The following is a 25,234-nucleotide window of genomic DNA, read 5'->3' as shown; positions in this document are numbered from 1 at the left end:
AGCGAGTTTCGCGCTGATCAGCGGATCGACTCGAGCACGCCGGGGTTGCCAGCCTCGTCGGCCAGCCGGATGGCCGCGGGTAAGAGCTCGCCGAGCTGCAGCGGGTACACCTGCTCCCCGGCCGCGGTCAGCACCGAGATGTCGTTCGCGTCACACCACCGCGCGGCATGGATGTAGCGGTGCTCCAGCTCGGTGCGGCCGGTGAGCGTCGGCTCGAACCGGGTGGTGCGGTGCACCAGGTAGAACTCCTCGCTGTCGATCAGCGAGCCGTTGAACTCGAAGACCTCGTCGCGCCGCCAGACCGGGCCGATCATGTCGGCGGGCGCGACCCGCAGACCGGTCTCTTCGGCGAGCTCCCGCGCCGCGGCTTCGGCCAGCCGCTCGCCGTCGCCCACTTCGCCGCCCACGGTGAACCACCACCGGGGCGCGGAGCCGTCGCGAAAAGCCGGATTCGCCGGGTCCGACCCGCACAACAACAGCACCGCGCCGGTCTCGTCGAGCAACACCACCCGCGCGGACGTGCGGCGGCCGGCCACGCCCGACCTGTGCAGATCACCGTGCGCCAGCGCATGCGGTCGCTCAAGGATCTCGAAATAGCTTGGCAGCGCGGCAGTTCCGCCGAGCCGCAAGGCCCGGACCAAGGGCCGTTCGGCCAGTGCGAGGGTGTCCCGGACGGCATCGTTGTGGAAGCGGCGGGCCAACACCACCCGGGCTTCGGCGTCGGCCAGCTCGGCGATCAGACCGGCCGGCAACGACGCCGGATCCACCATCGCCAAGGCGGCCGAGAGCTCGTTTTCCGCATTTTCGCGCGCCTGCCGGGGCGCGCCCTCGGCGGCGTCGGCCAGCGCGGCCAGCCGCCTGCCTTCGACAGCGCCGCCGCCATAAGCATCGATCGCGACGGCACGCGCCACGACCGCGCGCCGCGCCAGTGCGCCGTCCAGCGCCTGCCACGACAGGTCGTAGCGGACATTGAGCCGGTCGAGCCGATTGGCGGTCTGATACGCCCAGGCGCCGAACACGATGAGCACGAGCCCCAGCACCGCCATGGCGACGATAAGCCAGTTCATCAGCTGGCCACCTGCACCTTGGCGCCCGAGCCGGCGACCGTCTCGTAGACGCGCATGATCTGGCCGGCCACCACCGACCAGTCGTAGCGGCGCACCTCCGCGGCACCCGCCGCCACGTAACGGTCGCGCAGCACGTCGTTCTCCAGCACCTCGATGAGCGCATCGGCCAGCACATCGGGCGGGCCTGGGGGCACGAGCCGACCGCATTCACCGCCGCACAGCACCCGCCGGAAGGCGTCGAGGTCGGTGGCGACAACCGGGGTGCCGGCGGCCATCGCCTCGACCAACACGATGCCGAAACTCTCGCCTCCGGTATTCGGTGCGCAGTAGACGTCGGCGCTGCGCATCGCGGACGCCTTTCCGGCGTCGTCCACCTGGCCGAGAAACCGGATGTGCGACGCCAATCGGCCTGCGCGGCCGCGCAATTCGTCCTCATCGCCGCGGCCGACGACAAGCAGCTGCAGATCCGCGAAGCGCTCGACCAACCGCGGCAGCGCGTCGATGAGCACCGACATCCCCTTGCGGGGCTCGTCGTAGCGGCCCAGGAACAACACGGTCTTGCCGGGCCGCGGATATCCCTCGAGCGGAAGCGCCGAGACGAACGAATCGACGTCGACGCCGTTCGGGATCTCGACCGCGTCGGTGCCCAGCGCCTCCATCTGCCAGCGCCGGGCCAGGTCGGATACCGCGATGCGGCCCACGATCTTCTCGTGCATCGGCCGCAGAATGCCCTGGAAGACCGTCAGCGTCAGCGATTTGGTGGTCGACGTGTGAAAAGTCGCCACGATCGGCCCGCCGGCGATGTTGAGCGCCAGCATCGACAGGCTGGGCGCATTCGGCTCGTGTAGGTGCAGTACGTCGAAATCGCCTTCCACGAGCCACTTCTTGACCTTGCGGTGGGTGGCCGGTCCGAACCGCAGCCGGGCCACCGACCCGTTGTAGGGGATGGGGACGGCCTTGCCGGCGGAGACGACGTAGCCGGGCAGCGAAGTGTGCGGCGAAACCGGTGCCAGGACGCTCACCTCGTGCCCGCGGGCGCGCATCACCTCGGCGAGTTGCAGCACATGCGACTGCACCCCGCCCGGCACGTCGAACGAGTACGGACAGACCATCCCGATCCGCATCAGGTTTCCTCGACCCGGGCCAGTTTGACGCGCCGCTCCTCGGACAAGTCGGCCAGCCACTGCGGCTGCAGCATATGCCAGTCCTCGGGGTGGGCGGCGATGTTCGTGGCGAACTGGTCGGCCAGCGCCTGCGTGATGGCGGCGACGTCGCCGCTGCTGCAATCCAGGGGCGGCTGTATCCAAACCCGCGACCCGTCGTCCTCGAACCAACAATGCGAAGGCAGCAGCGCCGCCCCGGTCTCGAGCGCCAGCTTCACCGGGCCCGCGGGCATCCGGGTGGGCTCACCGAAGAAGTCGACCTGGACCCCGGTGCGGGTGAGATCGCGCTCGGCCATCAAGCAGACAACCCGGTTATCGCGAAGCCGCTCGCACAGCACCTCGAAGGGTGGTCGTTCGCCGCCCGAGGACGGCAGCACCTCGAAGCCGAGGCCTTCGCGGTAGTCGATGAACCGCTTGTACAGCGACTCCGGCTGGAGGCGCTCGGCGACGGTGGTGAAGGTGCCGCGGGTCTGCGCCAGCCAAACGCCAGCCATGTCCCAGTTGCCGCTGTGCGGCAGCGCGCACACCGCCCCGCGGCCCTCCGCGAGAGCCCGGTCCAGATTGTCGGCGCCCTGAAACGTCGCGTCGAGTTGGCGGGCCACCGCGCGGAGGTCCATCGTCGGCAGCCGGAACGCCTCGCGCCAGTAGCGGGCATAGGAGGACAGCGAGGCGCGCATCAGCGCGTCGGGCACCTCGCCCGGCGGCACACCGATGACGCGGGCCAGGTTCTTGCGCAGCTGATCCGGGCCGCCCTGGCGCGCCGCGTAACGTGCGCCGGTTTCGAACGCGCTGCGGGCGGCGAATTCCGGCATCGCCCGGACCGCCATCCAGCCGGCCGCGTATGCCCAGTCGGTCGCGTTGCGCCTGAGCATTCGCCGAGGAGCGCTGATCATGTTCCTGCCCGGCACCGTGGGGATCACGGCTCGCCCGTTCCGGCAATGGGGTCCATGGGATCGCCGGCCCCCGGCGAGGCGCGCACCGTGTGCAACCGCTGCACGCAGGTCACCAGGCTGGCCACCGCCAGCAGCCACATCGCCACCGGTAGGGCCGGCGGCCATGCCACGAACGGAAAATCCGACACCCCCGCCCCGACGAGGACGATGATCAGCCGCTCCGGGCGCTCGATGATTCCCCCGTCACCGCGCAGCCCGCTGGCTTCCGCCCGGGCCTTAATGTAGGAGATCACCTGCGAGGTGACCAGGCAGATCAGCGTCGCGGCGGCCAGCAGCTTGTCGTGCATGTGGAACGCTATCCACCACAGCAGGCCGCAGAACACCGCGCCGTCACTGATGCGGTCGCACGTGGCGTCCAGCACCGCGCCGAACCGGGTGCCGCCGCCCCTTTCCCGGGCCATCGCGCCGTCGAGCATGTCGAAGAGCACGAAGAACCACACCACGCAGGCACCGGCGAACAGCTTGCCCGTCGGGAACAGCGCGAGCGCACCGGTCACCGACGCAACGGTGCCCAGGATGGTGACCGCATCCGGCGTCAACCCCACTCGCAAGCACGCCCTGGCGGTGGGAGTCGTGAGCCGCACGAACGCCGCCCGGGACAGGAACGGCACCCTGCTCATGTGCGCCGCTTCCCCCCGCACGCGGGTGGGGGTACTCCCCGGCGACTCATGGCTGTTGTGCCCACTCCGTCGCCAGCAGCTGGCGGGTCTCCCGCAGCAACTGCGGAATCACCTTGGAGCCACCGATGATCGTGATGAAGTTGGCGTCGCCGCCCCAGCGCGGCACGACGTGCACATGCAAATGTTCGGCCAGCGACCCTCCCGCCGAGGTTCCCAGGTTCAGCCCGACGTTGAAGCCGTGGGGCCGCGACACGTTCTTGATGACGCGAATTGCCTTCTGGATGAAGGCCATCAACTCTGCGCTCTCGGAATCGGTGAGGTCCTCGAGCTCGGACACCCGACGGTAGGGCACCACCATGAGGTGCCCGGGGTTGTAGGGGTACAGGTTGAGGACGGCGTAGACGAGTTCGCCGCGGGCCACCACCAGCCCCTGCTCGTCGGACAGCTGCGGGATTTCGGTGAACGGCTGCTCGGGTTTGCCGTTATCCCGCTTCATCGGCGCCTCGGCCAGATACGTCATCCGGTACGGGGTCCACAATCGCTGCAGGTGGTCTTGCTCGCCGACGCCCGTATCCAGGATGGTGTTTTCGGTGCGGGCAACGTGCTCGCGTTCACTCACCGTCACTCACCGCCGACCACCTTCATCAGTTCGGCTGTGGGAGCAGCATTTTCGCGATCGGCGATCCAGTTCACGATGGCGTCGACGGCGCTGCCGCGCGCGACGCCGTTGATCTGCGTGCGGTCAGCGAAGCGGAAGCTCACCGCCCCAGCCTGCACGTCGCGGTCCCCCGCCAGCAACATGAACGGCACCTTCTGGGCGGTGTGGTGGACGATCTTCTTGGCCATCCGATCGTCGCTGGCGTCCACTTCCACCCGCACGCCGTGCGAATTGAGCTGCGCCGCAACCTCTTGCAGGTAGGCCACGTGTTCGTCGGCGACGGGAATGCCGACCACCTGAACCGGCGCCAACCAGGCGGGAAACGCCCCCGCATAGTGCTCGGTCAGGATGCCGAAGAACCGCTCGATGGACCCGAAGAGCGCCCGGTGGATCATCACCGGGCGCCGGCGGGTTCCGTCGGGCGCGGTGTACTCCAGCTCGAAACGCTCCGGAAAGTTGAAGTCCACCTGAATGGTCGACATCTGCCAGCTGCGACCCAGCGCGTCGCGGGCCTGAACCGAGATCTTCGGCCCGTAGAACGCCGCCCCGCCGGGATCGGGGACCAGCTCGAGGCCCGACTCCCGGGCGACCTCGGCCAGCGCGGCCGTCGCCTCTTCCCACACCTCTTCGGAGCCGACGAACTTGGCCGGGTCCTTGGTGGACAGCTCCAGGTAGAAGTCGTCGAGCCCGTAGTCGCCGAGCAGCTCGAGCACGAACCGCAGCAGCGAGGCCAGCTCGCCGTGCAGCTGCTCGCGGGTGCAGTAGATGTGCGAGTCGTCCATGGTGAACCCGCGGGCGCGGGTCAGGCCGTGCACCACACCCGACTTCTCGTAGCGGTAGACGGTGCCGAATTCGAAGAGCCGCAACGGCAGCTCGCGGTACGACCGCCCGCGCGAGGCGAAGATCAACGTGTGCATCGGGCAGTTCATCGGCTTGAGGTAGTAGTCCTGACCCGGCTTGCGCACGGTCCCGTCGTCGTTGTACTCGGCGTCGAGATGCATCGGTGGGAACATGCCGTCGGCGTACCAGTCGAGATGCCCCGAGGTGTGGAACAGCTGCGCCTTGGTGATGTGCGGGGTGTTGACGAACTCGTAGGAGGCCTCGATGTGCTTGCGCCGCGAGTACTCCTCCAGCTCCCTGCGGACGATGCCCCCCTTGGGGTGGAAAACGGCTAGCCCCGAACCGATTTCGTCGGGAAAGCTGAACAGGTCGAGCTCGACGCCCAGCTTGCGGTGGTCGCGGCGCTGGGCCTCGGCGATCAGTTCCAGGTGGCGGTCCAGCGCCTCCTGCGACTCCCACGCGGTGCCGTAGATGCGCTGCAGGCTGGCGTTGTTCTGATCGCCTCGCCAGTAGGCGGCGGAGCTTCTGGTCAGCTTGAACGCGGGGATGTGCTTCGTCGTCGGGATGTGCGGCCCTCGGCACAGGTCGCCCCAAACCCGTTCGCGGGTACGGGGATTCAGGTTGTCATAGGCCGTGAGCTCGTCGCCGCCGACTTCCATTATTTCGTCCATGGAGTCCGTCCCCACGGACTTGTCGTCGACGAGCTCGAGCTTGTAAGGCTCGTTGGCCAGCTCGGCGCGGGCCTGATCTTTGGACTCGTAGACGCGCCGGTCGAACAGCTGTCCCTCCTTGACGATCTGGCGCATCCGCTTTTCCAGCGCCGCCAGGTCCTCCGGCGTGAACGGCTCGGCCACGTCGAAGTCGTAGTAGAAGCCATCGGTGATGGGTGGCCCGATGCCCAGTTTCGCGTGCGGAAACAGGTCCTGCACGGCCTGGGCCAACACGTGCGCGGTCGAATGCCGGATGACGCTGCGACCTTCCTCGGTGTCGGCAGCCACCGGGATGACTTCGGAGTCGACATCCGGCACCCAACTCAGGTCACGCAGCTTGCCCTCGGAGTCGCGCACCACCACGATCGCGTCGGGCGTGCCCCGCCGCGGCAACCCGGCTTCGCCCACGGCGGCCGCCGCGGTGGTCCCGGCAGGAACCCGGATCGGGGCTGCCGGGGCGGGGTGTGGGGCGGCGCTCATCGCGGTGGTTCTCCAAGTTTCGGGGTGAGGTCAGTAACGTTGCAATGCTATCGGGGCGCGACGGCGTCAGGGCTGGCCAGGCTTGAGCCGCACGAACAACGCTTCGGCTTCGGTCAGCAGGGTATCGCCGTCGCTCAGCCGGCCCGACACGAAGATCTTGCGGCCTTCGACATGGTCGACGCCCGCCTCGAACCCCAGTTCCTTCTCGATGGGCACGATGTGCCGGTAATCGATTTTGAGGTAGGCGGTGCGCTGGTGGGGGCCACCGGTGAGCACCGACGACGTCAACCCGAGCACGGTGTCGAACAGCAAGCCCAGGGCGCCGCCGTGCACGGCGCCGTTGCGCCCCAGGTGAAATCGAGCGAACCGGGCCCAGCCATGAATCCTCCCGTCCGTGCCCTTGCGCGCGGACATGGGGATCGTCAGGACGTTGCCGCGCATGGGCAGATCCATCCGCCGCCCCGAGGGCGACTCCCACTCGTCGGCGTCGAACGGACTCAGCAGCAGCGACACCTTCTCCAGCTGGTCCGCGGCCTCGGTGATCACCTCGTCGGGCGCGTCGACGGCGCGGGCGTGATCCTGCAGCGTGCGCACGGCGTCGATGAACCTGCCGTAATCGGGACCGCCCTTGGTCGTTGGTTCGGGCGGGTTGAAACCACCACCGGGGTGCTGCTGAGGTGCGCCGGCCACCAGGACACCGTATCGGTGGCCCGATCGACCGTTTACGGGCGCGGCATCACTCTGATTCGGCAGGCGCGACCGTCTGGATTTGCGACACGTTGGCGGCCTCGGTGCGGGCATACGATCCCGCGGTGGCGTTCATGATCTGCACGAACTGCGCATGAAACGCTGCCGCCTGCTGGCTGAGGGCCTGATAGGTCTGGGCGTGCGCGCCGAAGAGCGCGGCCACCACCGCCGACACCTCGTCGGCTCCCGCCGCCCGCACCGACGCCGTCTCTCCCGCCGCCGCCGCGTTCGCGTCGCCCAGTGCCGAACCAATGTTCTGCAAATCCGTCGCCGCCGCCGCCAAGAATTCCGGCGACGCGTTCAGAAACGACATTGCTGTCCTCCATCGATTCCATACTCGGCGGCCCCCAGCGGGCCGGAAAGCGAGATTTCAGTATATTACTTATGCGATCGTGCGCGGCCCGTTTCCGCGACGGATAGGGCCGAAAGTCATCCTGACCAGCAGCAACATGCCCTCCGGGTCAGACCGTCCGCTGGCCCCCGGCGCTGGCGAGGGCCTCGAACTCGTCGTCGCTGAGCGTGATCTCGGCGGCGGCGACGTTCTCCTCCAGGTGCGCGACGCTGGACGTGCCGGGGATCGGCAGCATCACCGGGGAGCGTTTCAGCAACCACGCCAACGCGAGCTGCGAGGGCGTCGCGTCATGGTCGGCGGCGATGCGCTGCAGCGGGCCGTCCGGGGCGGCCAGCGGCCCGGCGGCCAGCGGGAACCATGGGATGAAGCCGATGCCCTGGCTGGTCGCGGCCTCCAGCAGCGGTTCGGCTCCCCGGGACGCCAGGTTGTACATGTTCTGCACCGTCGCGATCTCGGTGATCTGCTGGGCCGCGGCGAGCTGGTCGGTGTGGATCTCGGACAGCCCGATGTGGCGGATCTTGCCCTCGTTCTTCAACGTGAGCAGCTCGCCCACCTGATCGGCCAGCGGGAAGTTCTTGTCGATGCGGTGCAACTGGAACAGGTCGATGGTCTCGACGCCAAGCCGGCGCAAGCTCATCTCGCATTCCTGACGCAGGTAGCTCGGGTAACCGAGCGGGATCCAGACGTCCGGGCCGGTCCGCAGCAGCCCGGCCTTGGTCGCGATGACCAGCCCGTCATAGGGGTGCAGCGCCTGGCAGATGAGCTCCTCGGAGATGTAGGGGCCGTAGGAGTCGGCGGTGTCGATGAAGTTCACCCCGAGTTCGACGGCGCGCCGCAACACCCGGACGCATTCGTCGCGGTCGGCGGGTGGGCCCCAGACCCCCTGACCGGTCAGGCGCATGGCGCCGAAGCCGAGTCGATTGACGGTCAGATCGCCGCCGATGGTCAAGGTTCCGGAGGCCTGGGCTACTGCATCTTGCGCGGTCACTCGTCCGACCGTACGCCGCAAACATGACCTCGCATCCGGGCGTGGCAAGCTGGGCGGGTGGACCTAGAAGTGCTCGAGGAACTTCCGCTCACTTACCGGGAGGTCGGCGCCACCGCGTCCGGCGAGCTGCCCGCGGGATACCATCATCAACACGTCGAGCGCCAAATCGGCACGGGGGCAACACGTTTCGAGCAAGCCGCGGAGGCCGTCATGCGCTGGGGCATGCAACGCGGGTCCGGCCTGCGCGTGCGCGCCAGCTCGGAGGTCGCGGTCGTCGACGCGGTGCTGGTAGTGCGGATGGGATTGCTGTCGGCGCCGTGCCGGGTGGTGTACGTCGTCGACGAGCCCGACATCCGCGGCTTCGGCTATGGCACCTTGCCCGGCCATCCGGAGTCGGGTGAGGAACGCTTCGTCGTGCGCCGGGACCCGACCACCTCCGCGGTGTACGCGGAGGTGTCGGCGTTCTCCCGGCCCGCGACCTGGTGGAGCAGGGCCGGCGGCCCGCTGGTGCGCACGGCGCAGCGGGTCATCGCGAAGCGGTATCTGCGCGCGGTGTAACGGGCTCGCTACGAGCCCCAGCCGGCCAACAACCTCTCGGCGCCCGTGCACATGTGCGCGATGACCTCGCCGACCGACGCGTCGTCGCTGACCATCCCGACGCCCTGGCCCGCGTCGACGGGCGCGATCCGGCGATCGTCGGCCGCGACCGCCGCCGCCAGTTCGTCGCAGGCCCGCGGATCAAGGGAATCCTCCCTACCGGTCCAGCGTACGACGAAGTCGTTGGCCAACACCCGCGACGGGAATCGCGCCGGCCACGGCCGGCCCTTGGCGACGTCGAACACTCGCGTGACGACCGTATCGGTGGGCCCGGCAGCGATCAGCGCCCGGCGGCTGCCGCGCGCGGTCAACGCCTCGGGACACGCCGCCAGCCGGGTGCCGATCCACGCGCCGCTCGCTCCGGCGGCCAGCACGGCGGCCAGGCTGCGCGGCGAGGCGATGCCGCCGCCGGCAAGCACCGGCACCGCGGCGCCGCTCAACGCGTCCAACACGGTGTCCAGCAGCGGCAAGATGCCGAGCTTGACCTCGCCGTGCCCGCCGCCCTCGGCGCCCCGCGCGACCAGGACATCGACGCCCGCCTCGACGGCCCGGCGGGCACCCACGTCGTCGTAAACCTGTGTGGCGGTGACTATTCCGGCATCGTGCGCCTCAGCGACCCACGACCAGTCGGTACCGAAGCTGACCGACAGCAGGGCGGGCCGTGCGGCCAGCGCGTCCTCGAACAACCCCGCCTCGCTGCGCATCACCCAGTCGACGAGGCCGATCCCGAACCGGCCATGCACGTGGGCCAACTGGGTTTTCAGTGAGTCGCGGCTGCCGTCGCTGCCCATGCCCACCATGCCCAGGCCGCCGGCCGCGGTGACGGCGGCGGCCAGCCGGCCGCCGGCGACGCCGCCCATCGGCGCATTGACGATGGGTACCCGCAGGCCGAAACTCCGTGACCAGGGCGTGGCGAGCATCGCGGCTACCGGGGCGCCGGGAGGCTCTTCAGCACGGTGAGCATGACCACCGAATCCTCGACGGCGCGCAGCGCATGGCGTTCCGCCGGAATGGCGACGTAATCGCCGGCCTTGCCGTCCCAGGTGTCGCCACCGGTCGTCAGGCGGACGTGTCCCTGCAGGACCTGCAGCGTTGCCTCGCCGGGGCTGTCGTGTTCGCCGAGCTCGTGGCCGGCCAGCAAAGCGAGCACGGTCTGCCGCAGCTCGTGGGTGTGGCCGCCGTGAATGGTGTGGGCGGCGCGTCCGCTGTGCGACCGCGCCGCCTCGGCCAGCTTTTCGGACGCGAGGCTGGTCAGCGAGATGGATTCCATGATCGACCCCTTCGGTCTTGTTAGGCCCTTGGAAGGCCCACAATCAGCCGGTCAAGAGCATTATCCCCGCGACCAGCAGGGCCACGGTTTTGACCGCCTCGAAGCCGACATAGGCGTAGTGCGCGTGGGAGCGAGGGGCGTCCAATCCGGCCAGCACCTGATCCGAGCGACGGGTCAGCCGCGGCCGCACGACGATCAATTGGATGGCGAGCGCGGCTATGGCGACCGCGAACGCCACGATGATCCGCGGAGGGGTGGGCCGCGACGCCACGATCGCGACGATGACGAGGCCGAAGGCCACCTCGACGGTGTTGAGGGCACGAAAAACCAAGCGCCCGATGCCGAGACCGATCTGCAGCGTCACGTTGGGCGCGCGAAACTTCAGCGGGGCTTCGACGAACGAGATGGCCAGCACCATGCCGAGCCAGACGAAGGTGACCGCGACGGCGATTGCCGGTCCGGCGCTCATCCGGCGGCCTCTACCGCGCTGATGTGGGCCAGGCACAAATCGGGTTCGACGAAGGCGTCGAGCCTGTCGACCGACACCGGCGCCCCCCAGGTCTCGAGGGCCCCCTGCATCAGCCCCAGATGGATCGGGCACACGACGGAAGGCCGCGTTTCGGCGAGTTCCAAAAACGGGCAGTGGCGCAGGCCCACCTGTTGACGCCCATCAGCAGTCCGGCGCTCGGGGGCGAAGCCCAGTTCGTCCAGCGCGGCAACCAGTTTGTCGATGGCCCGGTCGGCACCGGTGGCGGGGTTCGGGCGCAGCGATTGCAGGGTTGACTCCAGGTCCCGTCCCCACGCCCGCCCCGCGGCAATCGCCTTGGCGCGCGGATTCCGTTCGGTGGCCAGTGCGGTGACCAGGATCTCGGCGAGAAGTCGGTAATGGCGGGCGCCGCCGCGGTCCATCTGCCGGACCGCCCGGAACATCAGCGGCGGGCGTCCCGGCCCTTTGCGGGCCTGGTCGACCTGCTCGACCTGGCCGTCGGCAAGCAGGCTCTCGAGGTGGAAGCGCACGGTGTTCGGATGCACGCCGAGCTCCTCGGCGATCGCGAGAATGCTCATGGCCGCGGGGGACGACCGCAACAACCGCAGCACTTCGCGGCGGCGGCCACCGGTCGATGCCCCGACCCGCTTCGCGCTGGCGTATTTCACCCGGCCGAGATTACACAATTCTGATTGTGGAAACCAATGGGCTGCGGGACCGCGCCGGAGGCGGCCACCGAAAACCCGTGTGCCACAAGCGGGACTTCGGGTCGTCCGGTTGGTGACAAAGGCCCCTGACTACACCTCGCCCACCCCGATACGGTCGTGCATGAGCCGAGCCCCTCCACGAATCGAGGACAACCATGTCATCGCACAAAACCCGTTTGGGGACCCGTTTGGGGACCCGTTTGGGAATCGTCGTCGGGATCGACGACTCCCCGGCCGCGAGATCGGCGGTGCGGTGGGCGGCCCGCGACGCCGAACTGCGCGGAATCCCCCTGACGCTCGTGCACGCGGTTTCTCCGGGGGTTTCGACGTGGCTGCGGGACCCCTTGCCCGCCGGCGTGATGCGTTGGCAGCAGGATCATGGGCGCCGCCTGGTCGACGAGGCGCTCGAGGTCATCGAAGAGGCCGCGCAAGGAGACGGGCCCGCCGGTGTGCAGACCGAAATCTTGGCGTCGGCCGCCGTCCCCACACTGATCGACTTGTCCAAGGAAGCGGAGATGATGGTCGCCGGCTCACAGGGCAGCGGACGGTGGCAGGGCCGGCGCCTCGGTTCGGTGAGTTCGCGACTGGTACATCACGCGCATTGCCCCGTCGCGATCGTCCACGGCGAGCAACCGACGATTCCGCATCCTGATCGGGCGCCGGTGCTGGTCGGCATCGACGGCTCGCCGGCATCGGAACTGGCGACCGCGACGGCCTTCGACGAGGCGTCGCGCCGGCACGTGGGCCTGGTCGCCATGCACGCCTGGAGTGATCTCGACGTGTCGGAGTTGCCCGAAATCGATTGGCCCGCAAGACGAGCGATGGCCGAAGAAGTATTGGCCGAGCGGTTGGCGGGATGGCGAGAACAGTATCCCGACGTGCGGGTGAGCCGCACCGTCGTGCAGGCTCAGCCGGCGCGCCAGCTGGTCCAAGGGTCCGACGATGCCCAGCTGGTGGTGGTCGGGAGCCGGGGCCGAGGCGGATTCGCCGGGATGCTGGTCGGCTCGGTCGGCGAAACGGTGGCCCAAATGGCGCGGGTGCCCGTCATCGTGGCCCGTGAACCCCTAGCCTGACGGCAGTTGCGCGGGCGGCACTATCGGGGCCATGGGCGCCACAAATCTCGTGGCCCTCCATCGGTGTTGATGACTTTGGGCCCTATCCGAAATGCGTGTGTGACTGAATACTGGCCTTGTCTGACGTAACTTGGCTGCGGGCGGTTACGGCTGAACAAAGGAGCAATGCGGTTATGGGTGGAAACCCACCGTTGTTATTGACCGATTCTGACGTCGACGCCCTCGCGCGGGAATTCCTGGGCTCCCGCTACCTCGGCTCCACTTACGCCGGCTGGTCACCCGATCGGCGCCTCGACACCTTCCTGCGGCGGCGTGGCCTTTCCCGCGTGGCCGACGACGGTGATCTGGCCAATACCGTGCTGGATCGGATCATGGCCCAGGTAGGCGCCGTCCTCCGCGGCTGACAACCCACCACTGGTGGGGCCGCGGCTTGACGAAAAGCCTTGGCGCACAGGGGGTTCGGCGGGATTTTCGATTGTGCGCCAGCGGCGGCGCGAAGCGCGGCAATAGTTCTCATGCCTTGGTGGGCGGCGGTCCCGGACGGGGGGTTATCCGGGACCGCCGCGCTATTCGAGTGGTCCTACCGCCGCTCCCCCGGTCCCGCGCGCCGTCGACGAAGAAATCTTCGGCCCATCATCGGTGCAGACCGGTGACCGGTTCGTGGGTGCTGGCCTGGATATCGGTGGAAGTCAAAGCGAAGAGCTGATTCGACAGGTCCGCCAACGCCCGAGCGACCGCAAGTTCGTCGCCGATCTGGGCGACGGGTTGGTCGGCCGGATCGAGTCGCGCCAGGCCAACGCCGACCAACTTCCTGCCGGCCCAGGACAGCCGTGCCTTCGCCCGGGTGCGCTCCTCGTGTTCTTCGATCGAGACGTCTACTTTGCCAAGCCTTGATGCCGTCCTTCTTATCCGTCATCGCCGGTCTCCTCGTTCTTGCCGGGTCTCTTCGCCCCGAATAGATGCGACCATCACCGGACGGTTGCGAAGTAGGGGCGAAAGTCACCAGTCGCGTCTCGTCAGGCGAAAACCTCTCTGAGGGTGGCAGTCTGGAGGTTACGGCTCTGAATGAGATCCAGCAGTTGCCCGTAACACCGCGTGATGGTCGGCAGGTTGGCGTGCATGAGCACGATCTGGCCCGGCTGGAAAGACTTCGTCGCACGTGCCACGAGGCTCGATTCGCTTTCGGGCGCCGAATCACCAACGTCCCCGCTCCACAGGGTGACCGACGCGAAGCCCTGATCGGCGGCCACCCGATCGATGTCGGCGTTACGCGCCCCGAAAGGCGGCCGGAAGAAGGGGGCGCCGTCCGCGCCGTAGGTGTCTCTCAGGAAGTCGGCGTTGCGACGGATCTGATCGGCCGCCGCACTGAGGCCCATGCGGGTGAGGTTCGGGTGCGACCAGGTGTGGTTCGCCATCTGAACCTGGCCGGAGTCCACCAACGGCCGAAGTGCCGGCGCATTGTCCGACCATGACGGGTTGGCGCCGTTGACGAAGAAGGTGAGCCGGGTTCCGGTGTCCCGGGCGAATTGCGCGAACGCACCGACGACGGGACTGCTGACCCCGTCGTCGACGGTGAGGACTATCCGATTGCCCTCCCCGGGCAGGCGGCTGAGGACGCCCGCCGGCGCCGGCATTGGACCCAGGGGAATGTGCCAGCGCTGGGGCGCGGCCCCGGCAACCGGAACGCGGGCCACCGCCGCCAGTACACCCCCGGCAATGGCGCACAGCATCGTGCGTCTATCGATGTATGGCATACGACCATTGTCTCCCCGTCACCCCCGCCGCAGAATTGTTTTCTCCGATCAGTCCCCCGCGCCTGCCCAGACTGCTTGTAAGGGAACAAATTCCGACGGACGGTTGACTTCGCAGCAAATTGAGCGATGAACAAACCAGCAATCGTAATCGACAATACCGTTGGTTTTAATCAACAATTTCGTTGACATATATCGGCTTGCCCATAAAGTAGGCCACGTGTCCGACCGCTCGCGTCAGGCCGAGTACATGTACGCCTCCCGGGGCCGCCGGTCATCGCAGCACTCGGGTGACAGCCGCAAGCAAGCGATCCTGGCAACGGCCGAGCGGCTCTTGGAGGAGCGTCCGCTGGCCGACTTCTCCGTCGACGATCTGGCAAAAGGCGCGGGCATCTCGCGACCCACCTTTTACTTCTATTTTCAGTCCAAGAACGCGGTCCTGATGGCGCTGCTCGACCAGATGAACGTCAAGGCGCTGGCGGCGCTCACGGCGCTGGACGCCAGGCTCTCCGGTGACCCGGCGACGCTGTGGCGGGCGCGCATCGAGGCGTTCTTTGAGGTGTCGGGATCTCACCGGGCCGTCGCCGTGGCCGGCGCCGCCGCCAAAGCCACCAATCCCGAAGTCCGCCAGCTGTGGTCGGCGCTCATGCAGAGATGGATCACCCACACCACGACGGCGATCAAAGCGGAACGCCAGCGAGGAGCCGCTCCGGACTCCCTGCCGGTCGAGGACCTCTCCGTGGCGTTGAACATGCTGAGCGAGCGGGTGATGGCCGCGACGTTCACCGCCGAGGAGCCCGCGATCCCCGAAGAACGGGTGATCGACACGCTGGTGCACATCTGGCTGGCCACCATCTATCGAGGCGATGGTAAGGCCGTCTTTGCGACCAATGGCTCTTGAGCGCCGCCCAGCGCGGTCGACCACCGGTTTGCTCACCCGCGAATTCCCTTAGCTGATAGGGCAACTGGAAGGTCACAGCTTCATATCCTCTGCGCGCCACTCGACGGGAGATGCCCAACGTGCGCGCGTCGCCGGCTTAACGTGTGCGGGTCAGCCCCCACAGGAGTAGCCAAGTGAACGAACTGGACCGGCGGCGGTTCCTGGTCGCGGTGGCCGCAACGGTGGCGGTCACCGGCATCTCGGCATATTCGTCCGGCGGAGCGAAGGGGACGGTGGCGCGCGCGGATATTGCTCCCGGCTCAGCGCCCAGCCCGGCCACCCCAGCCCTGCCGCCGTTGTTGCCGCCCCCCGACCGGGGATCCCGTGTGGTGCTGCCCGGCGGGGCAGTGCTCAAGAAGCTTCCCGGCGACGGGGATCTGTTGGCCTGGACGGTCGATGACGGCGCCAGCAGCGAGGTGGTTCAGCTCTACACGCAATTCGCCAAAGACACCGGAGTACGGCTCACGTATTTCGTCACCGGCTCCTATCGCTCATGGACCGACAATGCCGCGCTGTTGCAGCCGCTGGTCGAATCGGGGCAGATTCAGCTGGCCAATCACACGTGGAGCCATCCCAGCTTGACAAGACTGACCGCGAGCCAAGTCGCCGATGAACTCAGCCGCACCGACGCCTTCCTGCGCAACACGTATGGCGTGGACGCCGCGCCGTACTTCCGGCCCCCGTACGGCCATCACAATGCAGTGGTGGATGCGGTGGCCGCGGATCTGGGTTATCACGTCCCGACCCTGTGGAGCGGCGACTTGCGGGATTCGGCAGTGCTTTCTGAGGATCAGCTCGTCACGATGGCCTACCAGTCCTTCACCCCGCAGAACATCGTGATCGGCCACCTCAACCATCCGGCGATCACTCGTGTTTACGGGCAACTGGTGGACATCATCCGCGCACGCAGGCTGCGCACCGTGACGCTCAACGACGTATTCCTGCGACCGGAGATCCCGCACCGTCAGGGGAGCTGATCTCTGTGACGACCTTCCGGGTGGCCACCAAGCGCGCTAAGTCCACGGGGAAGGAAATTGCGGTTAGTCTCGGCTGCGTGCGCGGGGCCAGTCCAGCCGGATACCGGCGATACGTCGCCATCGGCGACAGCCAGACCGAGGGCTTATGGGACGGCGACGACGTCGCCGGCGTGCTGGGATTTGCCGACCGGCTCGCGGTGCTGCTCGATTCGCTCTATCCCGGTTTGGAGTACGCCAACCTGGCGATCCGCGGCAAGCTGGTGGCCGATGTGCTCCGGGAGCAGGTTCCGCAGGCGCTGGCGATGCAGCCGGACCTGGTCACGGTATGCGTCGGGATGAACGACGTGATCCAGCCGGGCCGATCGTTCGGCCGTGCGCTCACCGACCTCGAACACGTCCACGCCGCGCTCGCCGAATCGGGGGCGACGGTGGTCACCACGACCTTCCCGAACGTCGCTCAGTTCCTGCCGCTCGGCCGGCTCGTGTCCGGGAGACTCGGCCGCATCAACGATGCGATCAGAGCAGCCGCCGAGCAATACGGCTTCCGGCTGGTGGACCTGTACCACGCGGCCTCGATGCGCGACCTGGACACGTGGGACGTCGACCGCGTACACGCCTCTACCAAAGGGCATATTCTGTTCGCCGCCGCGGCCGCCGAAGCTCTCGGCTTGCCCGGCAGCAACCACGATTGGGCCGCACCGAGCGGTAGTCCGACGCGGCTGTCGTTCCAGTCCCGCACTTATGGACAGCTGCGCTGGATGCAGGGGAAGTTCATGCCGTGGATCTGGCGACGTCTGCGCGGCATGTCGTCGGCCGACGGGCGCGTGCCCAAACGTCCGCGGCCCGAACCCCTCACCATTGCGAGCGAGCCGGTTGCGGCGCGGTTGGGCGGCCGGTCAGGCATCCTTGACGCATGAATGTCGAGGCGCTGCTGCGATCGATCCCGCCGCTCGCTGTCTACCTTGTGGTCGGCGGTGTGGTCGGCATCGAGAGCCTGGGCATCCCCCTTCCCGGCGAGATCGTTCTGGTCAGCGCGGCGCTGATGTCGTCGCATCACGACCTGGCCGTCAATCCGGTCGGTGTGGGCGCGGCGGCCGTGATCGGCGCTGTGGTCGGCGACTCGATCGGCTACACCATCGGGCGCCGGTTCGGCATGCCGCTCTTCGACCGGCTGGGCCGGCGGTTCCCGAAACACTTCGGTCCCGGGCACGTCGCGCTGGCTGAAAAGTTGTTCAACCGCTGGGGAGTCAGGGCGGTCTTCCTCGGCCGCTTCATCGCGCTGCTGCGGATACTCGCCGGGCCGCTTGCGGGTGCCTTGAAGATGCACTATCCGCGTTTCCTGGCGGCCAACGTCTCGGGCGCCATCTGCTGGGCAGGCGGCACCACCGCGCTGGTTTATTTCGCGGGCATGGCCGCCGAACGCTGGCTGCAGAGCTTCTCCTGGATCGGCCTGGTCGTCGCCGTGGTGTGCGGACTGGCCGCCGCGATACTGCTTCGTGACCGGGCATCGAAGGCGATCGCCGAGCTCGAGGCCGAGCACCACCGCAAGACCGGCACCCGCGCCGCCGACGCCGCCTGAAGTCCGGGACTGGCGGGTTACCCCACGGCCTCGCCGGCGTCCTCCGAGGTCAGCGGCCGATGCTCACCGATCAGGGCGCTGCCCATCCTGCGGGCACGCACGGCGGCGTCGCGGTCGCCCACGGCCGCCAGGATGATCGCGCCCTTCATCAGGAGGTGCCAGGACGCGGCGAAATCCTCGACCTCGGTCAGCCCCGCCGCAAGGGCGCGGTGACGCACGATGTCGCGGACGTGGTCGATATGTGCGATGCACGCCCGTCCCACCGGGTGGCCCGCGCCCATCTCGAGCAACACGTTGATGAACGAGCAGCCTTCATACCCGTCGTGCAACTGAAACCAGTCATGCATGACGTCGAAAATCGCCAGTAACTGTTCCTCGGGAGTGCTGCCCCGCGCCCGTGACTGCTCCTCGATGAGACCGTGCGTCCAGAGTTCCTCGCGCCGCTGCAAAACCGCCAGCACCAGGTCGTCCTTGGTGGAGAAGTGCCGGTAGAGGGTCGCCCGGGCTACACCAGCCCGCTCGATGACCTCGTCGGTGCCGACCGCGCGAATCCCCCGCCGGCTGAACAGCTCGTAGGCCGCGGTCAGGATGCGGTCGCGAGCGGGCGGGGGTGGCTTTGGGACATCGTCGCTGACATCGGGGATTGTCATGGCCCGCCTTACCATACTCTTAACGGCCGCCTATAGACAGACCGCCCTGTCTCGTTATACAAATGAAATTCGCGGTCTCCGCGAAGTCTGTCTTCAGACCGCAGGACGGGCATCCGTCCCGGCGTCGATCTGCGCCGGTCGATTAGGGAGTCCATCATGAGTCCGGTAATTGCGGAATCTGCGTCCAGCCCCGGCCCTCCCTTGACACTGAGCACGCGTCTGATTCACGAGCTGTGCGATCCGAGCAGCACGCTGCGCGCGACCACCGATCGCCGGGGCGCGGCCGTGATCATCAATGCCGGGGGCGAGGTCGACGCCTGCAACGAGCGGACCTGGTGCCGCCTGGTCAGCGAGGCCGCCGGCGTCGTCATTCCCCCGGGGCCGCTCGTCGTCGACGTCACCGGGCTGGACTTCATGGCCTGCTGCGGGTTCGCGGTGCTGGCCGACGAGGCGAGACGTTGCAAGGAGCGTGGCGTCGAATTGCGTCTGGTGAGCTGCGACCCGGTTGTCGCCCGGGTTGTCGACGCCTGCGGGCTGAACAGTCTGCTGCCTGTTTACCCGACCGCAGATGCCGCACTCGCGACGTCCGCTCGCTGGTGAGCTGAGCGACTCCCCTGGTCCGGCGCCCAGTTTCGCCCACCTTTGGCGTGGAGGAGGAGTTCCTCCTCGTCGACCCCGGGACCGGCGAACCGGCCCCCCGCAACGCCGCGGTGGCCGAGGAGGCGAAGGGCCGTGGCATCTCGCTGCAGCTGGAGCTGAGCAGCTGCCAGGTGGAGACCACCTCCACCGTCTTGACTGAAAGCGCGAAACTCACCGAGGAATTGACCCGGCTGCGGCGCACCGCCGCGGAGGCCGCCAAGGCCAGCCGGGTTCAGCTGCTGGCCGCGGCGCTCCCACCGACCACCCCGCATGAGTTCCCGGTCACCGACACCCCGCGCTACCGGCGGATCGGTGCGCAGTTCGGGATGATCGCGCACGAGCAGGGCATCTGCGGCTGTCATGTGCATGTCGAGGTGCCCGACCGTGCGGCCGCCATCCACGTCAGCAATTGGCTGCGCCCGTGGTTGCCGGCGCTGCTGGCGTTGTCGGCCAACTCGGCGGTGTATCGCAATGCCGACAGCGGCTACGCGAGCTGGCGCAGTGTCCTGTGGCGGCGCTGGCCGGCCGCCGGTCCCCCGCCCTTCTTCCCCTCACCTGACGACTACGACCGAGCCGTGCGCATGCTGGTCGACACCGGGGTGATCCTCGATCACAAGATGATCTATTGGGACGTGCGCCCATCGACGGAGTTCCCGACGGTCGAGGTTCGCGTGGCCGACGTGCCGGCGACGGTCGCCGAAACCGTGCTGCTCGCGACCCTGATCAGGGCCGCGGTGATGACGGCGCTCGACTCGCGTGACGATGGTGACCAGCTCGGGCGCCTGCCGCCCGGTGCCCTGCGGGCCGCCTACTGGAAGGCCGCACACGATGGGCTGTCGGGGCACTCGCTGGACCTGATTCACGGCCGCGGAGCGGTGCCCGCCCGTGAGCAGCTGGGTGCGCTCGTTCGGCGGGTGCGTCCGGCGCTGGATGCGCTTGGCGAATACGAAAGCGTCACAGACGAATTGGACCGCATTGCGGCGCAGGGCAACGGGGCGATGCGGCAGCTGCGGGCCTGGCGAAAGCGCAAGGACGTGCGCGACGTCATCGCCGAGGTCGCCGCCGCGACACTGAGTTGAATTGCGCTGGTTGGCTTACGCCGCTTTGCCTTTGGTCACGTGACCGCGAGCAGACGGTACAGCCCGATCAGGCCAACCGCCACGATGATGCCGCGCAACACATTCCCCGACAACCGGCGACCGTAATGCGCTCCCAGCCATCCGCCGACCAGCGAGCCCGCCGCGATGATCCCGGCGACCGACCAGCTGATCCGATGAAACGCCACCAGCGAATAGCTCACCGCCGCAACGACATTCACCACCAACGTCAAAAGGTTCTTGGCTGCGTTCGCCCGGTGCACCGACTCCGGCAGCAATGCGCCCATCATGCCGACCAGCAGGATGCCCTGCGCGGCGGTGAAGTAGCCGCCGTAGACGCCGACGGCGAAGGTGCCGAGCACGAGCACCAACATCCGTGCCGGTGTGATGTGTTCGGGCGAACGACCCTGCTCCTCGGCGCGCCGGCGCGCCCATGACTGGATCCGCGGTCCGACGACCACCAGCACCAGGGCAAGCACCAACAACGCCGGCACGATTTTGGCGAACACCGTTTCCGGTAGATGCAGGAGCAGGAAGGCGCCGAGCACGCCGCCGGCCAACGAGGCCGGCAGCTGCCACCGCAACCTGCTCCACTGACCGGCCAACTCGGCGCGATATCCCCAGGTGCCGGAGACGCTGCCCGCGACCAGACCGACCGCGTTCGACATGGTGGCGGTGACCGGCGGGTAGCCGAGGGCGACGAGCGTCGGGAAGGTGATCAGGGTGCCCGATCCGACGAGCGCGTTGATGGCGCCGGCGGCGAATCCGGCCAGGCCTATCACAATCAGGTGGGCGAGCACGTCATTGCAGCCTAGCCCGCGGCGGTGCGCCAACAATCCGGCAGGCCAGCGACTTTCGTCACACCGGCGGCGCCTCGGCCCCACGGTCCACGCCGGTGCGCAGCTTGACCGAAGCCGAATAGGCGAGCGTACGAAAGCGCAGCACCGGGTCATCGGAGGGTTCGATGCCGGCCGTCACGCGCATCGGGTCGAACACCACGATGTCGCCGCCACGTTCGCGCTCGGTGTCGAGGCCGACGATTTCGAGGGTGCCCACCGTGATGAACTGCGTGCTCTGCCACGGCGCCGACGGGTCGACCGTCGAGTCGTTCGGCCCGCCAACCTGAACCCGGAAGTCGAACCGCACGGGACCGCTTTCGAGGCGGGCGTTGAGCTCGCCGGTCAGGAAGTCGGCGCCCTCCCCGTGGGCGGCGGGTTCGGGTGCCCGGTCACCCGCGGTGGGCACCAGGTGGTAGCGCACGAACCGGGCGCTGTCGTCGGCGGCTATCCAGCGGAAGGCGTGCAGGCCGTGGTATTCGATGGCGGCGTAGCTTGCAGGGACCTTGCCGGCGTCCCGCAGGACGGGCAAGGCGCGGAGCAGTCGGGGATGGGTCAGCAGGAAGGCGGCCATGCGCAGCGGCATGGTCGGGCCCGGCCGCATCGCTTTGAGCAGGTCGACGAAGCCGTCCGGCGTGCTGGAGACGAACAGCCGCGCGGTCTGCGTCGATACGTCGGTCGTGGAGCCGTCGGGCAGGGTGAACTTCACCGCCATGCCCCGCACCCCCGGCAGGCCGTCGCGCTGGGCCGGGTTTCCCGATCCGTTGGAGAAGCGGATCAGCGCCGGAACCGCGGAGCCGTCGAGGTGCTTGGCGCGCGAAAGCGCGGCGGCTTCAGGCGTCGCGGTGAACGTCCCGCGGTACAGCGTGCCCTTCGCGTGCAACGCCCGACAGCCCGGCTGCGCGCCGCCGGTGCCTCGAATCGCCTCGATCGCGTCATCCGGACTGACCATGCCCGAATCTTAAGGCGCTACTCGGGTAAGCCGAACAGTTTGACGACGCCGTGATCGCGGCCGGCGGTGTAACCACCGTCGACGGCAATGGCCTGACCGCTGACAAACGACGCGTCGGGAGACAGCAGAAACGCTGCCACGGCCGCGACCTCCTCGGGCCGCCCGAAGCGCTGCAGCGCATGCTCCTTGGTGATGGAGGCCTGCGGACCCTCCATCCCCGGCAGCCCGAAAACGCTTTGCGTCATTGGTGTTTCGATGAAGCCCGGACAGACGGCGTTTGCGCGGATGCCGCTCGGGCCGTAGTCGAGCGCAATGTTTTTGGTCAGCAGGACCACGCCGCCCTTGGCCGCGTTGTAAGAGCTGCCGCCCGCGGTGCCTTCCAGGCCCTCGATGCTGGCGACCGTCACGATCGAGCCCCGCTCACCGTCGACCCGTGGTTGGTCGATCATCCTGGCCAGCGCCGCCCTGGCCACCTGGAAAGTGCCGGTGAGGTTGATCCCGATAACCCGCTCCCATTCGGCCCGGTCGAGCAGGTGCACCGGGCCGCCGCCCGCAATGCCGGCCGCGTGGAAGACGCCGTCGAGGCGCTCGGGAACGGCGGCCAGCACCGCGTCGACGGCGGCCTCATCGGTGACGTCGGCGGTGACGAAGCGGAATTCGTCGGACTCCAGGTCGGGTGGCTGACTCAGGTCGGCGCCGATGACCGTGCCGCCTTCGGCCAGCAGCCGCCGCGCGGTGGCCAGGCCGATCCCCGACGCCGCGCCCGTCACGACGAATGTGCGGGACCGGGCGCGATTCGCGCTCACCATGGCAGTCATCGTGGCACATCTGACGGGGCGCTCGCCCATCGCGCGGCGGCGCAAATGTGCGATCAGTGTGCTCGGGGGTCCTACGACGGTCGTCGACATCGCCGGCCGCAGGATCGTGATGGACCCGACCTTCGACCCGCCGGGAGCGCATGGCTACCTGACCAAGCTCACGGGTCCGGCGGTGAGCGCCGAGGCGCTCGGGCCGGTCGATGCCGTATTGGTCAGCCACGACCAGCATCCCGACAATCTCGACGACGATGGCCGCCGGATGGCGCTGGCCTCGCCGCTGATTTTGACGCATCCCGGTGCGGCGGGCCGGTTGGGGCACGGTGCTATTCGCGGGGGCGGCCAGTGTGCCGACCAAAGAACGCGGGCGACCGCTGACGCTGACCGCGGTCAAGGCCGCGGCGGCTGAAGTTCTGGGCGCCGCCTTGGGTGAGTGGATCGACGTGCCCTAGAGATACTGCAAAGAAGCGGTCCCAGTCACCTTCGAGACGTCGGCGACCAGGGTGGCCAGCCTGCCCTGCAGCGTGGCGGTGGATTCTCCCACCGATTTGTCACAGAAGCGACAGTGCGCTTTGAACTGTGGCTGCTCGTCTTCGTCCGGCCAGAATCGGCGCGGCCCGACCGCGGCCCCCGGGTCGTAAAGGACGGACTGATGCGGGGCCTCCTTGAGGATCCTCCCCACGGGGTGGGATTGCGGGCATTCGAGTTTCAGCACGCCGATTCCCTCTTGGTTGCCTACCATGGCCCACCGTCCTCACGAGTCTGATCTGCACACCGATTGTCGCCCAACCGCGCTTGCCCGCCAGTGGAATGGGCCGCCGGCCGGGACAGATCGCTCTAAGCTGGCCGGGTGCCGGCAGGACAGGGCGTGCTAGCGCGGCCGCAGGCGATGGCGCGGGCGGCTGGGGATGTGGCGGCCATTGCCAGGACGATCGACGGCGCCGCGAAGGGTGCGGCGGCCAGCACAACAGGGGTGGTGGCGGCGGCCGCCGATGAGGTGTCGGCGGCGATCGCCAGCGTGTTCAACGCATACGGGCGGGACTGGCAGGCGGTCATGGGGCGGGCGGCGTTGCTACACAGCGGGTTCGCCGACAGGCTGTTCGCCGGCGCCAACGCCTACGCCCAGACCGAAGCCGTCGGGAGTGCCGCGCTCGTCCCCAATGCGGCGTCGGCCGATCCGCCCGTCACTTTCGTCCTGGACGGCAGCGGGACGCCGACGCCGCCGCCAACCTTCGTGGCCAACGTGGTCAGCAAGTACGTCGCGCCCAACTTTCCCGTCGGCCTCGTCCGAGCCCTCTCCATGCCGGCCGGGGAGTACCCGGACAGCGGTGTCACGGACTTGCAGCAGAACGTTTCGATAGCCCGCGGCGTCACGAGCCTCAACACCGCGGTGCAGCAGCAACTCGCCGCCGGGAACACCGTCAACGTTGTGGGCTATTCGCAGGGCGCCAACATCGCCACCCTGGAAATGAAGGCGTTGGACCCGGGCGGCACCCCGAGCTCGCTACCGATAAACTTTGTGCTGCTTGGAAATTCGATGAATCCCAACGGGGGCTGGGATGCGCGCTTCCCGGGTCTGAGCCTTCCAACACTGGGTTTTTCGACGCTGGGTGCGGCGCCGAGCAATGACTTCCCGACCAAGGTTTACACCCTCGAATACGACGGGTGGGCCGACTTTCCGCAATACCCGATCGATGTCTTCTCCGACCTCAACGCATTGGCGGGGATGGCGACCGTGCACACCGGTTACGCAGGCCTCACGCCGACGCAGATCGATTCGGCCGTCGTGCTGCCGACACAGGGGCCGACCACCACCACCTACTACATGATTCCGACGCACCAACTGCCGCTGCTGGATCCGGTGCGTCTGATCCCGTTCGTCGGGAACCCGATGGCGGATCTGGCCCAGCCCGTCTTGACGCCGCTTGTCGACTGGGGTTACGGCAACCCGCATTTCGGTTGGTCCACAGGCCCCGCCAATGTGGCCACCCCGTTCGGATTTCTGCCGCCGCTCAGCGACACCGCCGCCCTGGGGCCCGCCCTCGTCAGCGGTGTCCACCAGGGGATCGGCGCCGCGATCGGCGACTTGCACTCAGCCGGGCCGCCGCGGATACCATCGCCGCAGGGCGTATCGCAGGCGCTCGTGTCACTGTCGTCGGGTTCCGGCACACCGACGCTTCCCTCCGGGGCGCCCACGATAACCGGCATCATCTCGGGGCTGCAGGCGGCGAACACCCAGATCGTCGGCGCCTCGACGAGTGCGGTGTCGACCGCATACGCCACGCT

Annotated in this window: 30 protein-coding genes and 1 pseudogene; 11 read left to right on the top strand and 20 right to left on the bottom strand. The window is 68.1% G+C overall.

The window, feature by feature from the left end; genetic code table 11:
• Positions 1–17 precede the first annotated feature (17 nt).
• From JO059_RS11015 to JO059_RS10975, 9 genes are all read right to left on the bottom strand, one after another.
• Entirely contained in the window at positions 18–1,067 is a 1,050-nt protein-coding gene (locus JO059_RS11015) for an NUDIX domain-containing protein (protein WP_293316745.1), read from the bottom strand.
• The gene (locus tag JO059_RS11010) at positions 1,067–2,191 is read right to left on the bottom strand and encodes a glycosyltransferase family 4 protein (RefSeq protein ID WP_293316743.1); all 1,125 of its coding nucleotides are present in this window, start codon (positions 2,189–2,191) and stop codon (positions 1,067–1,069) included. The genes JO059_RS11015 and JO059_RS11010 overlap by 1 nt, the downstream gene beginning before the upstream one ends.
• Positions 2,191–3,123 carry a phosphatidylinositol mannoside acyltransferase gene (locus JO059_RS11005; protein WP_293316741.1) on the bottom strand — a complete coding sequence of 311 codons (933 nt, stop codon included), beginning with the start codon at positions 3,121–3,123 and terminating at the stop codon, positions 2,191–2,193. Before JO059_RS11005 ends, JO059_RS11010 begins: the two co-directional genes overlap by 1 nt.
• Positions 3,124–3,146: 23 nt before the next feature.
• On the bottom strand, positions 3,147–3,803 hold the full coding sequence (pgsA, locus tag JO059_RS11000) for a phosphatidylinositol phosphate synthase (RefSeq protein ID WP_293316739.1): 657 nt from the start codon (positions 3,801–3,803) through the stop codon (positions 3,147–3,149).
• 46 nt (positions 3,804–3,849) lie between these two features.
• A complete protein-coding gene (locus JO059_RS10995) occupies positions 3,850–4,422 on the bottom strand; it encodes an HIT domain-containing protein (protein ID WP_293316789.1) in 573 nt (190 codons plus the stop codon).
• Positions 4,423–4,424: 2 nt separating this feature from the next.
• Positions 4,425–6,491 carry a threonine--tRNA ligase gene (gene thrS, locus JO059_RS10990; RefSeq protein ID WP_293316737.1) on the bottom strand — a complete coding sequence of 689 codons (2,067 nt, stop codon included), beginning with the start codon at positions 6,489–6,491 and terminating at the stop codon, positions 4,425–4,427.
• 66 nt (positions 6,492–6,557) lie between these two features.
• A complete protein-coding gene (locus tag JO059_RS10985; RefSeq protein ID WP_293316735.1) occupies positions 6,558–7,181 on the bottom strand; it encodes a PaaI family thioesterase in 624 nt (207 codons plus the stop codon).
• 46 nt (positions 7,182–7,227) lie between these two features.
• Positions 7,228–7,551, bottom strand: coding sequence for a PE family protein (locus tag JO059_RS10980; RefSeq protein WP_293316733.1), 324 nt, complete (start codon positions 7,549–7,551; stop codon positions 7,228–7,230).
• Positions 7,552–7,699: 148 nt separating this feature from the next.
• A complete protein-coding gene (locus tag JO059_RS10975) occupies positions 7,700–8,578 on the bottom strand; it encodes an aldo/keto reductase (protein WP_293316731.1) in 879 nt (292 codons plus the stop codon).
• Between the two features lie 57 nt (positions 8,579–8,635).
• On the opposite strand from JO059_RS10975, the gene JO059_RS10970 reads away from it, so the two are divergent.
• Positions 8,636–9,136, top strand: coding sequence for a DUF1990 family protein (locus tag JO059_RS10970; protein WP_293316729.1), 501 nt, complete (start codon positions 8,636–8,638; stop codon positions 9,134–9,136).
• An 8-nt stretch (positions 9,137–9,144) separates the two neighbouring features.
• On the opposite strand, the gene JO059_RS10965 is transcribed toward JO059_RS10970, so the two are convergent.
• Genes JO059_RS10965 through JO059_RS10950 form a run of 4 tightly spaced genes read right to left on the bottom strand, consistent with a single transcriptional unit; the run spans position 9,145 to position 11,600 of the window.
• Positions 9,145–10,095 carry a nitronate monooxygenase gene (locus JO059_RS10965; protein WP_293316727.1) on the bottom strand — a complete coding sequence of 317 codons (951 nt, stop codon included), beginning with the start codon at positions 10,093–10,095 and terminating at the stop codon, positions 9,145–9,147.
• A 5-nt stretch (positions 10,096–10,100) separates the two neighbouring features.
• A complete protein-coding gene (locus JO059_RS10960) occupies positions 10,101–10,445 on the bottom strand; it encodes a cupin domain-containing protein (RefSeq protein WP_293316725.1) in 345 nt (114 codons plus the stop codon).
• A gap of 43 nt (positions 10,446–10,488) precedes the next feature.
• On the bottom strand, positions 10,489–10,914 hold the full coding sequence (locus JO059_RS10955) for a hypothetical protein (RefSeq protein WP_293316723.1): 426 nt from the start codon (positions 10,912–10,914) through the stop codon (positions 10,489–10,491).
• On the bottom strand, positions 10,911–11,600 hold the full coding sequence (locus tag JO059_RS10950) for a helix-turn-helix domain-containing protein (protein WP_293316721.1): 690 nt from the start codon (positions 11,598–11,600) through the stop codon (positions 10,911–10,913). Before JO059_RS10950 ends, JO059_RS10955 begins: the two co-directional genes overlap by 4 nt.
• A 215-nt stretch (positions 11,601–11,815) precedes the next feature.
• On the opposite strand from JO059_RS10950, the gene JO059_RS10945 reads away from it, so the two are divergent.
• The gene (locus JO059_RS10945; protein WP_293316719.1) at positions 11,816–12,712 is read left to right on the top strand and encodes a universal stress protein; all 897 of its coding nucleotides are present in this window, start codon (positions 11,816–11,818) and stop codon (positions 12,710–12,712) included.
• Positions 12,713–12,909: 197 nt separating this feature from the next.
• Entirely contained in the window at positions 12,910–13,116 is a 207-nt protein-coding gene (locus tag JO059_RS10940; protein ID WP_293316786.1) for a hypothetical protein, read from the top strand.
• 229 nt (positions 13,117–13,345) lie between these two features.
• On the opposite strand, the gene JO059_RS10935 is transcribed toward JO059_RS10940, so the two are convergent.
• Positions 13,346–13,621 carry a DUF1876 domain-containing protein gene (locus JO059_RS10935; protein ID WP_293316784.1) on the bottom strand — a complete coding sequence of 92 codons (276 nt, stop codon included), beginning with the start codon at positions 13,619–13,621 and terminating at the stop codon, positions 13,346–13,348.
• 107 nt (positions 13,622–13,728) lie between these two features.
• Complete coding sequence (locus tag JO059_RS10930) at positions 13,729–14,466, bottom strand: polysaccharide deacetylase family protein (protein WP_293316717.1); 738 nt, start codon at positions 14,464–14,466, stop codon at positions 13,729–13,731.
• Between the two features lie 247 nt (positions 14,467–14,713).
• Between JO059_RS10930 and JO059_RS10925 the strand changes: the two genes are divergently transcribed.
• From JO059_RS10925 to JO059_RS10910, 4 genes are all read left to right on the top strand, one after another.
• The gene (locus tag JO059_RS10925; RefSeq protein ID WP_293316781.1) at positions 14,714–15,364 is read left to right on the top strand and encodes a TetR/AcrR family transcriptional regulator; all 651 of its coding nucleotides are present in this window, start codon (positions 14,714–14,716) and stop codon (positions 15,362–15,364) included.
• A gap of 182 nt (positions 15,365–15,546) precedes the next feature.
• Positions 15,547–16,380 (top strand): polysaccharide deacetylase family protein, encoded by an 834-nt coding sequence (locus JO059_RS10920; RefSeq protein WP_293316779.1) that lies wholly within the window; start codon positions 15,547–15,549, stop codon positions 16,378–16,380.
• 77 nt (positions 16,381–16,457) lie between these two features.
• Positions 16,458–17,297 (top strand): SGNH/GDSL hydrolase family protein, encoded by an 840-nt coding sequence (locus JO059_RS10915; RefSeq protein WP_293316715.1) that lies wholly within the window; start codon positions 16,458–16,460, stop codon positions 17,295–17,297.
• A complete protein-coding gene (locus JO059_RS10910) occupies positions 17,294–17,959 on the top strand; it encodes a DedA family protein (protein WP_293316713.1) in 666 nt (221 codons plus the stop codon). Before JO059_RS10915 ends, JO059_RS10910 begins: the two co-directional genes overlap by 4 nt.
• Positions 17,960–17,976: 17 nt before the next feature.
• On the opposite strand, the gene JO059_RS10905 is transcribed toward JO059_RS10910, so the two are convergent.
• Complete coding sequence (locus JO059_RS10905) at positions 17,977–18,609, bottom strand: TetR/AcrR family transcriptional regulator (protein WP_293316711.1); 633 nt, start codon at positions 18,607–18,609, stop codon at positions 17,977–17,979.
• A gap of 156 nt (positions 18,610–18,765) precedes the next feature.
• Here JO059_RS10905 and JO059_RS10900 point away from each other — a divergent pair, with 156 nt between their 5' ends.
• The gene (locus tag JO059_RS10900; protein WP_293316709.1) at positions 18,766–19,209 is read left to right on the top strand and encodes an anti-sigma factor antagonist; all 444 of its coding nucleotides are present in this window, start codon (positions 18,766–18,768) and stop codon (positions 19,207–19,209) included.
• Between the two features lie 47 nt (positions 19,210–19,256).
• A complete protein-coding gene (locus JO059_RS10895) occupies positions 19,257–20,327 on the top strand; it encodes a glutamate--cysteine ligase (protein WP_293316707.1) in 1,071 nt (356 codons plus the stop codon).
• Between the two features lie 35 nt (positions 20,328–20,362).
• On the opposite strand, the gene JO059_RS10890 is transcribed toward JO059_RS10895, so the two are convergent.
• From JO059_RS10890 to JO059_RS10880, 3 genes are all read right to left on the bottom strand, one after another.
• Positions 20,363–21,133 (bottom strand): sulfite exporter TauE/SafE family protein, encoded by a 771-nt coding sequence (locus tag JO059_RS10890; RefSeq protein WP_293316777.1) that lies wholly within the window; start codon positions 21,131–21,133, stop codon positions 20,363–20,365.
• 70 nt (positions 21,134–21,203) lie between these two features.
• Entirely contained in the window at positions 21,204–22,133 is a 930-nt protein-coding gene (locus JO059_RS10885) for a catalase family peroxidase (protein WP_293316705.1), read from the bottom strand.
• 17 nt (positions 22,134–22,150) lie between these two features.
• Entirely contained in the window at positions 22,151–22,951 is an 801-nt protein-coding gene (locus tag JO059_RS10880; RefSeq protein ID WP_293316703.1) for an SDR family NAD(P)-dependent oxidoreductase, read from the bottom strand.
• On the opposite strand from JO059_RS10880, the pseudogene JO059_RS10875 reads away from it, so the two are divergent.
• Positions 22,941–23,370: pseudogene (locus tag JO059_RS10875) on the top strand (hypothetical protein); the annotation flags it as partial. The gene JO059_RS10880 and the pseudogene JO059_RS10875 overlap by 11 nt on opposite strands.
• Before the next feature lie 26 nt (positions 23,371–23,396).
• Here the strand turns inward: JO059_RS10875 and JO059_RS10870 are convergent.
• Entirely contained in the window at positions 23,397–23,690 is a 294-nt protein-coding gene (locus JO059_RS10870; protein ID WP_293316699.1) for a hypothetical protein, read from the bottom strand.
• A gap of 108 nt (positions 23,691–23,798) precedes the next feature.
• Between JO059_RS10870 and JO059_RS10865 the strand changes: the two genes are divergently transcribed.
• The coding region (locus JO059_RS10865; protein WP_293316697.1) for a PE-PPE domain-containing protein at positions 23,799–25,234 on the top strand (1,436 nt) is incomplete at its 3' end.

Origin of the sequence: Mycobacterium sp., from assembly GCF_019247615.1 — a bacterium.
Classification (GTDB): Bacteria; Actinomycetota; Actinomycetes; order Mycobacteriales; family Mycobacteriaceae; genus Mycobacterium.
The sequence above is the reverse complement of the archived record's forward strand: the minus strand, read 5'-3'. Positions and strand labels throughout refer to the sequence as shown.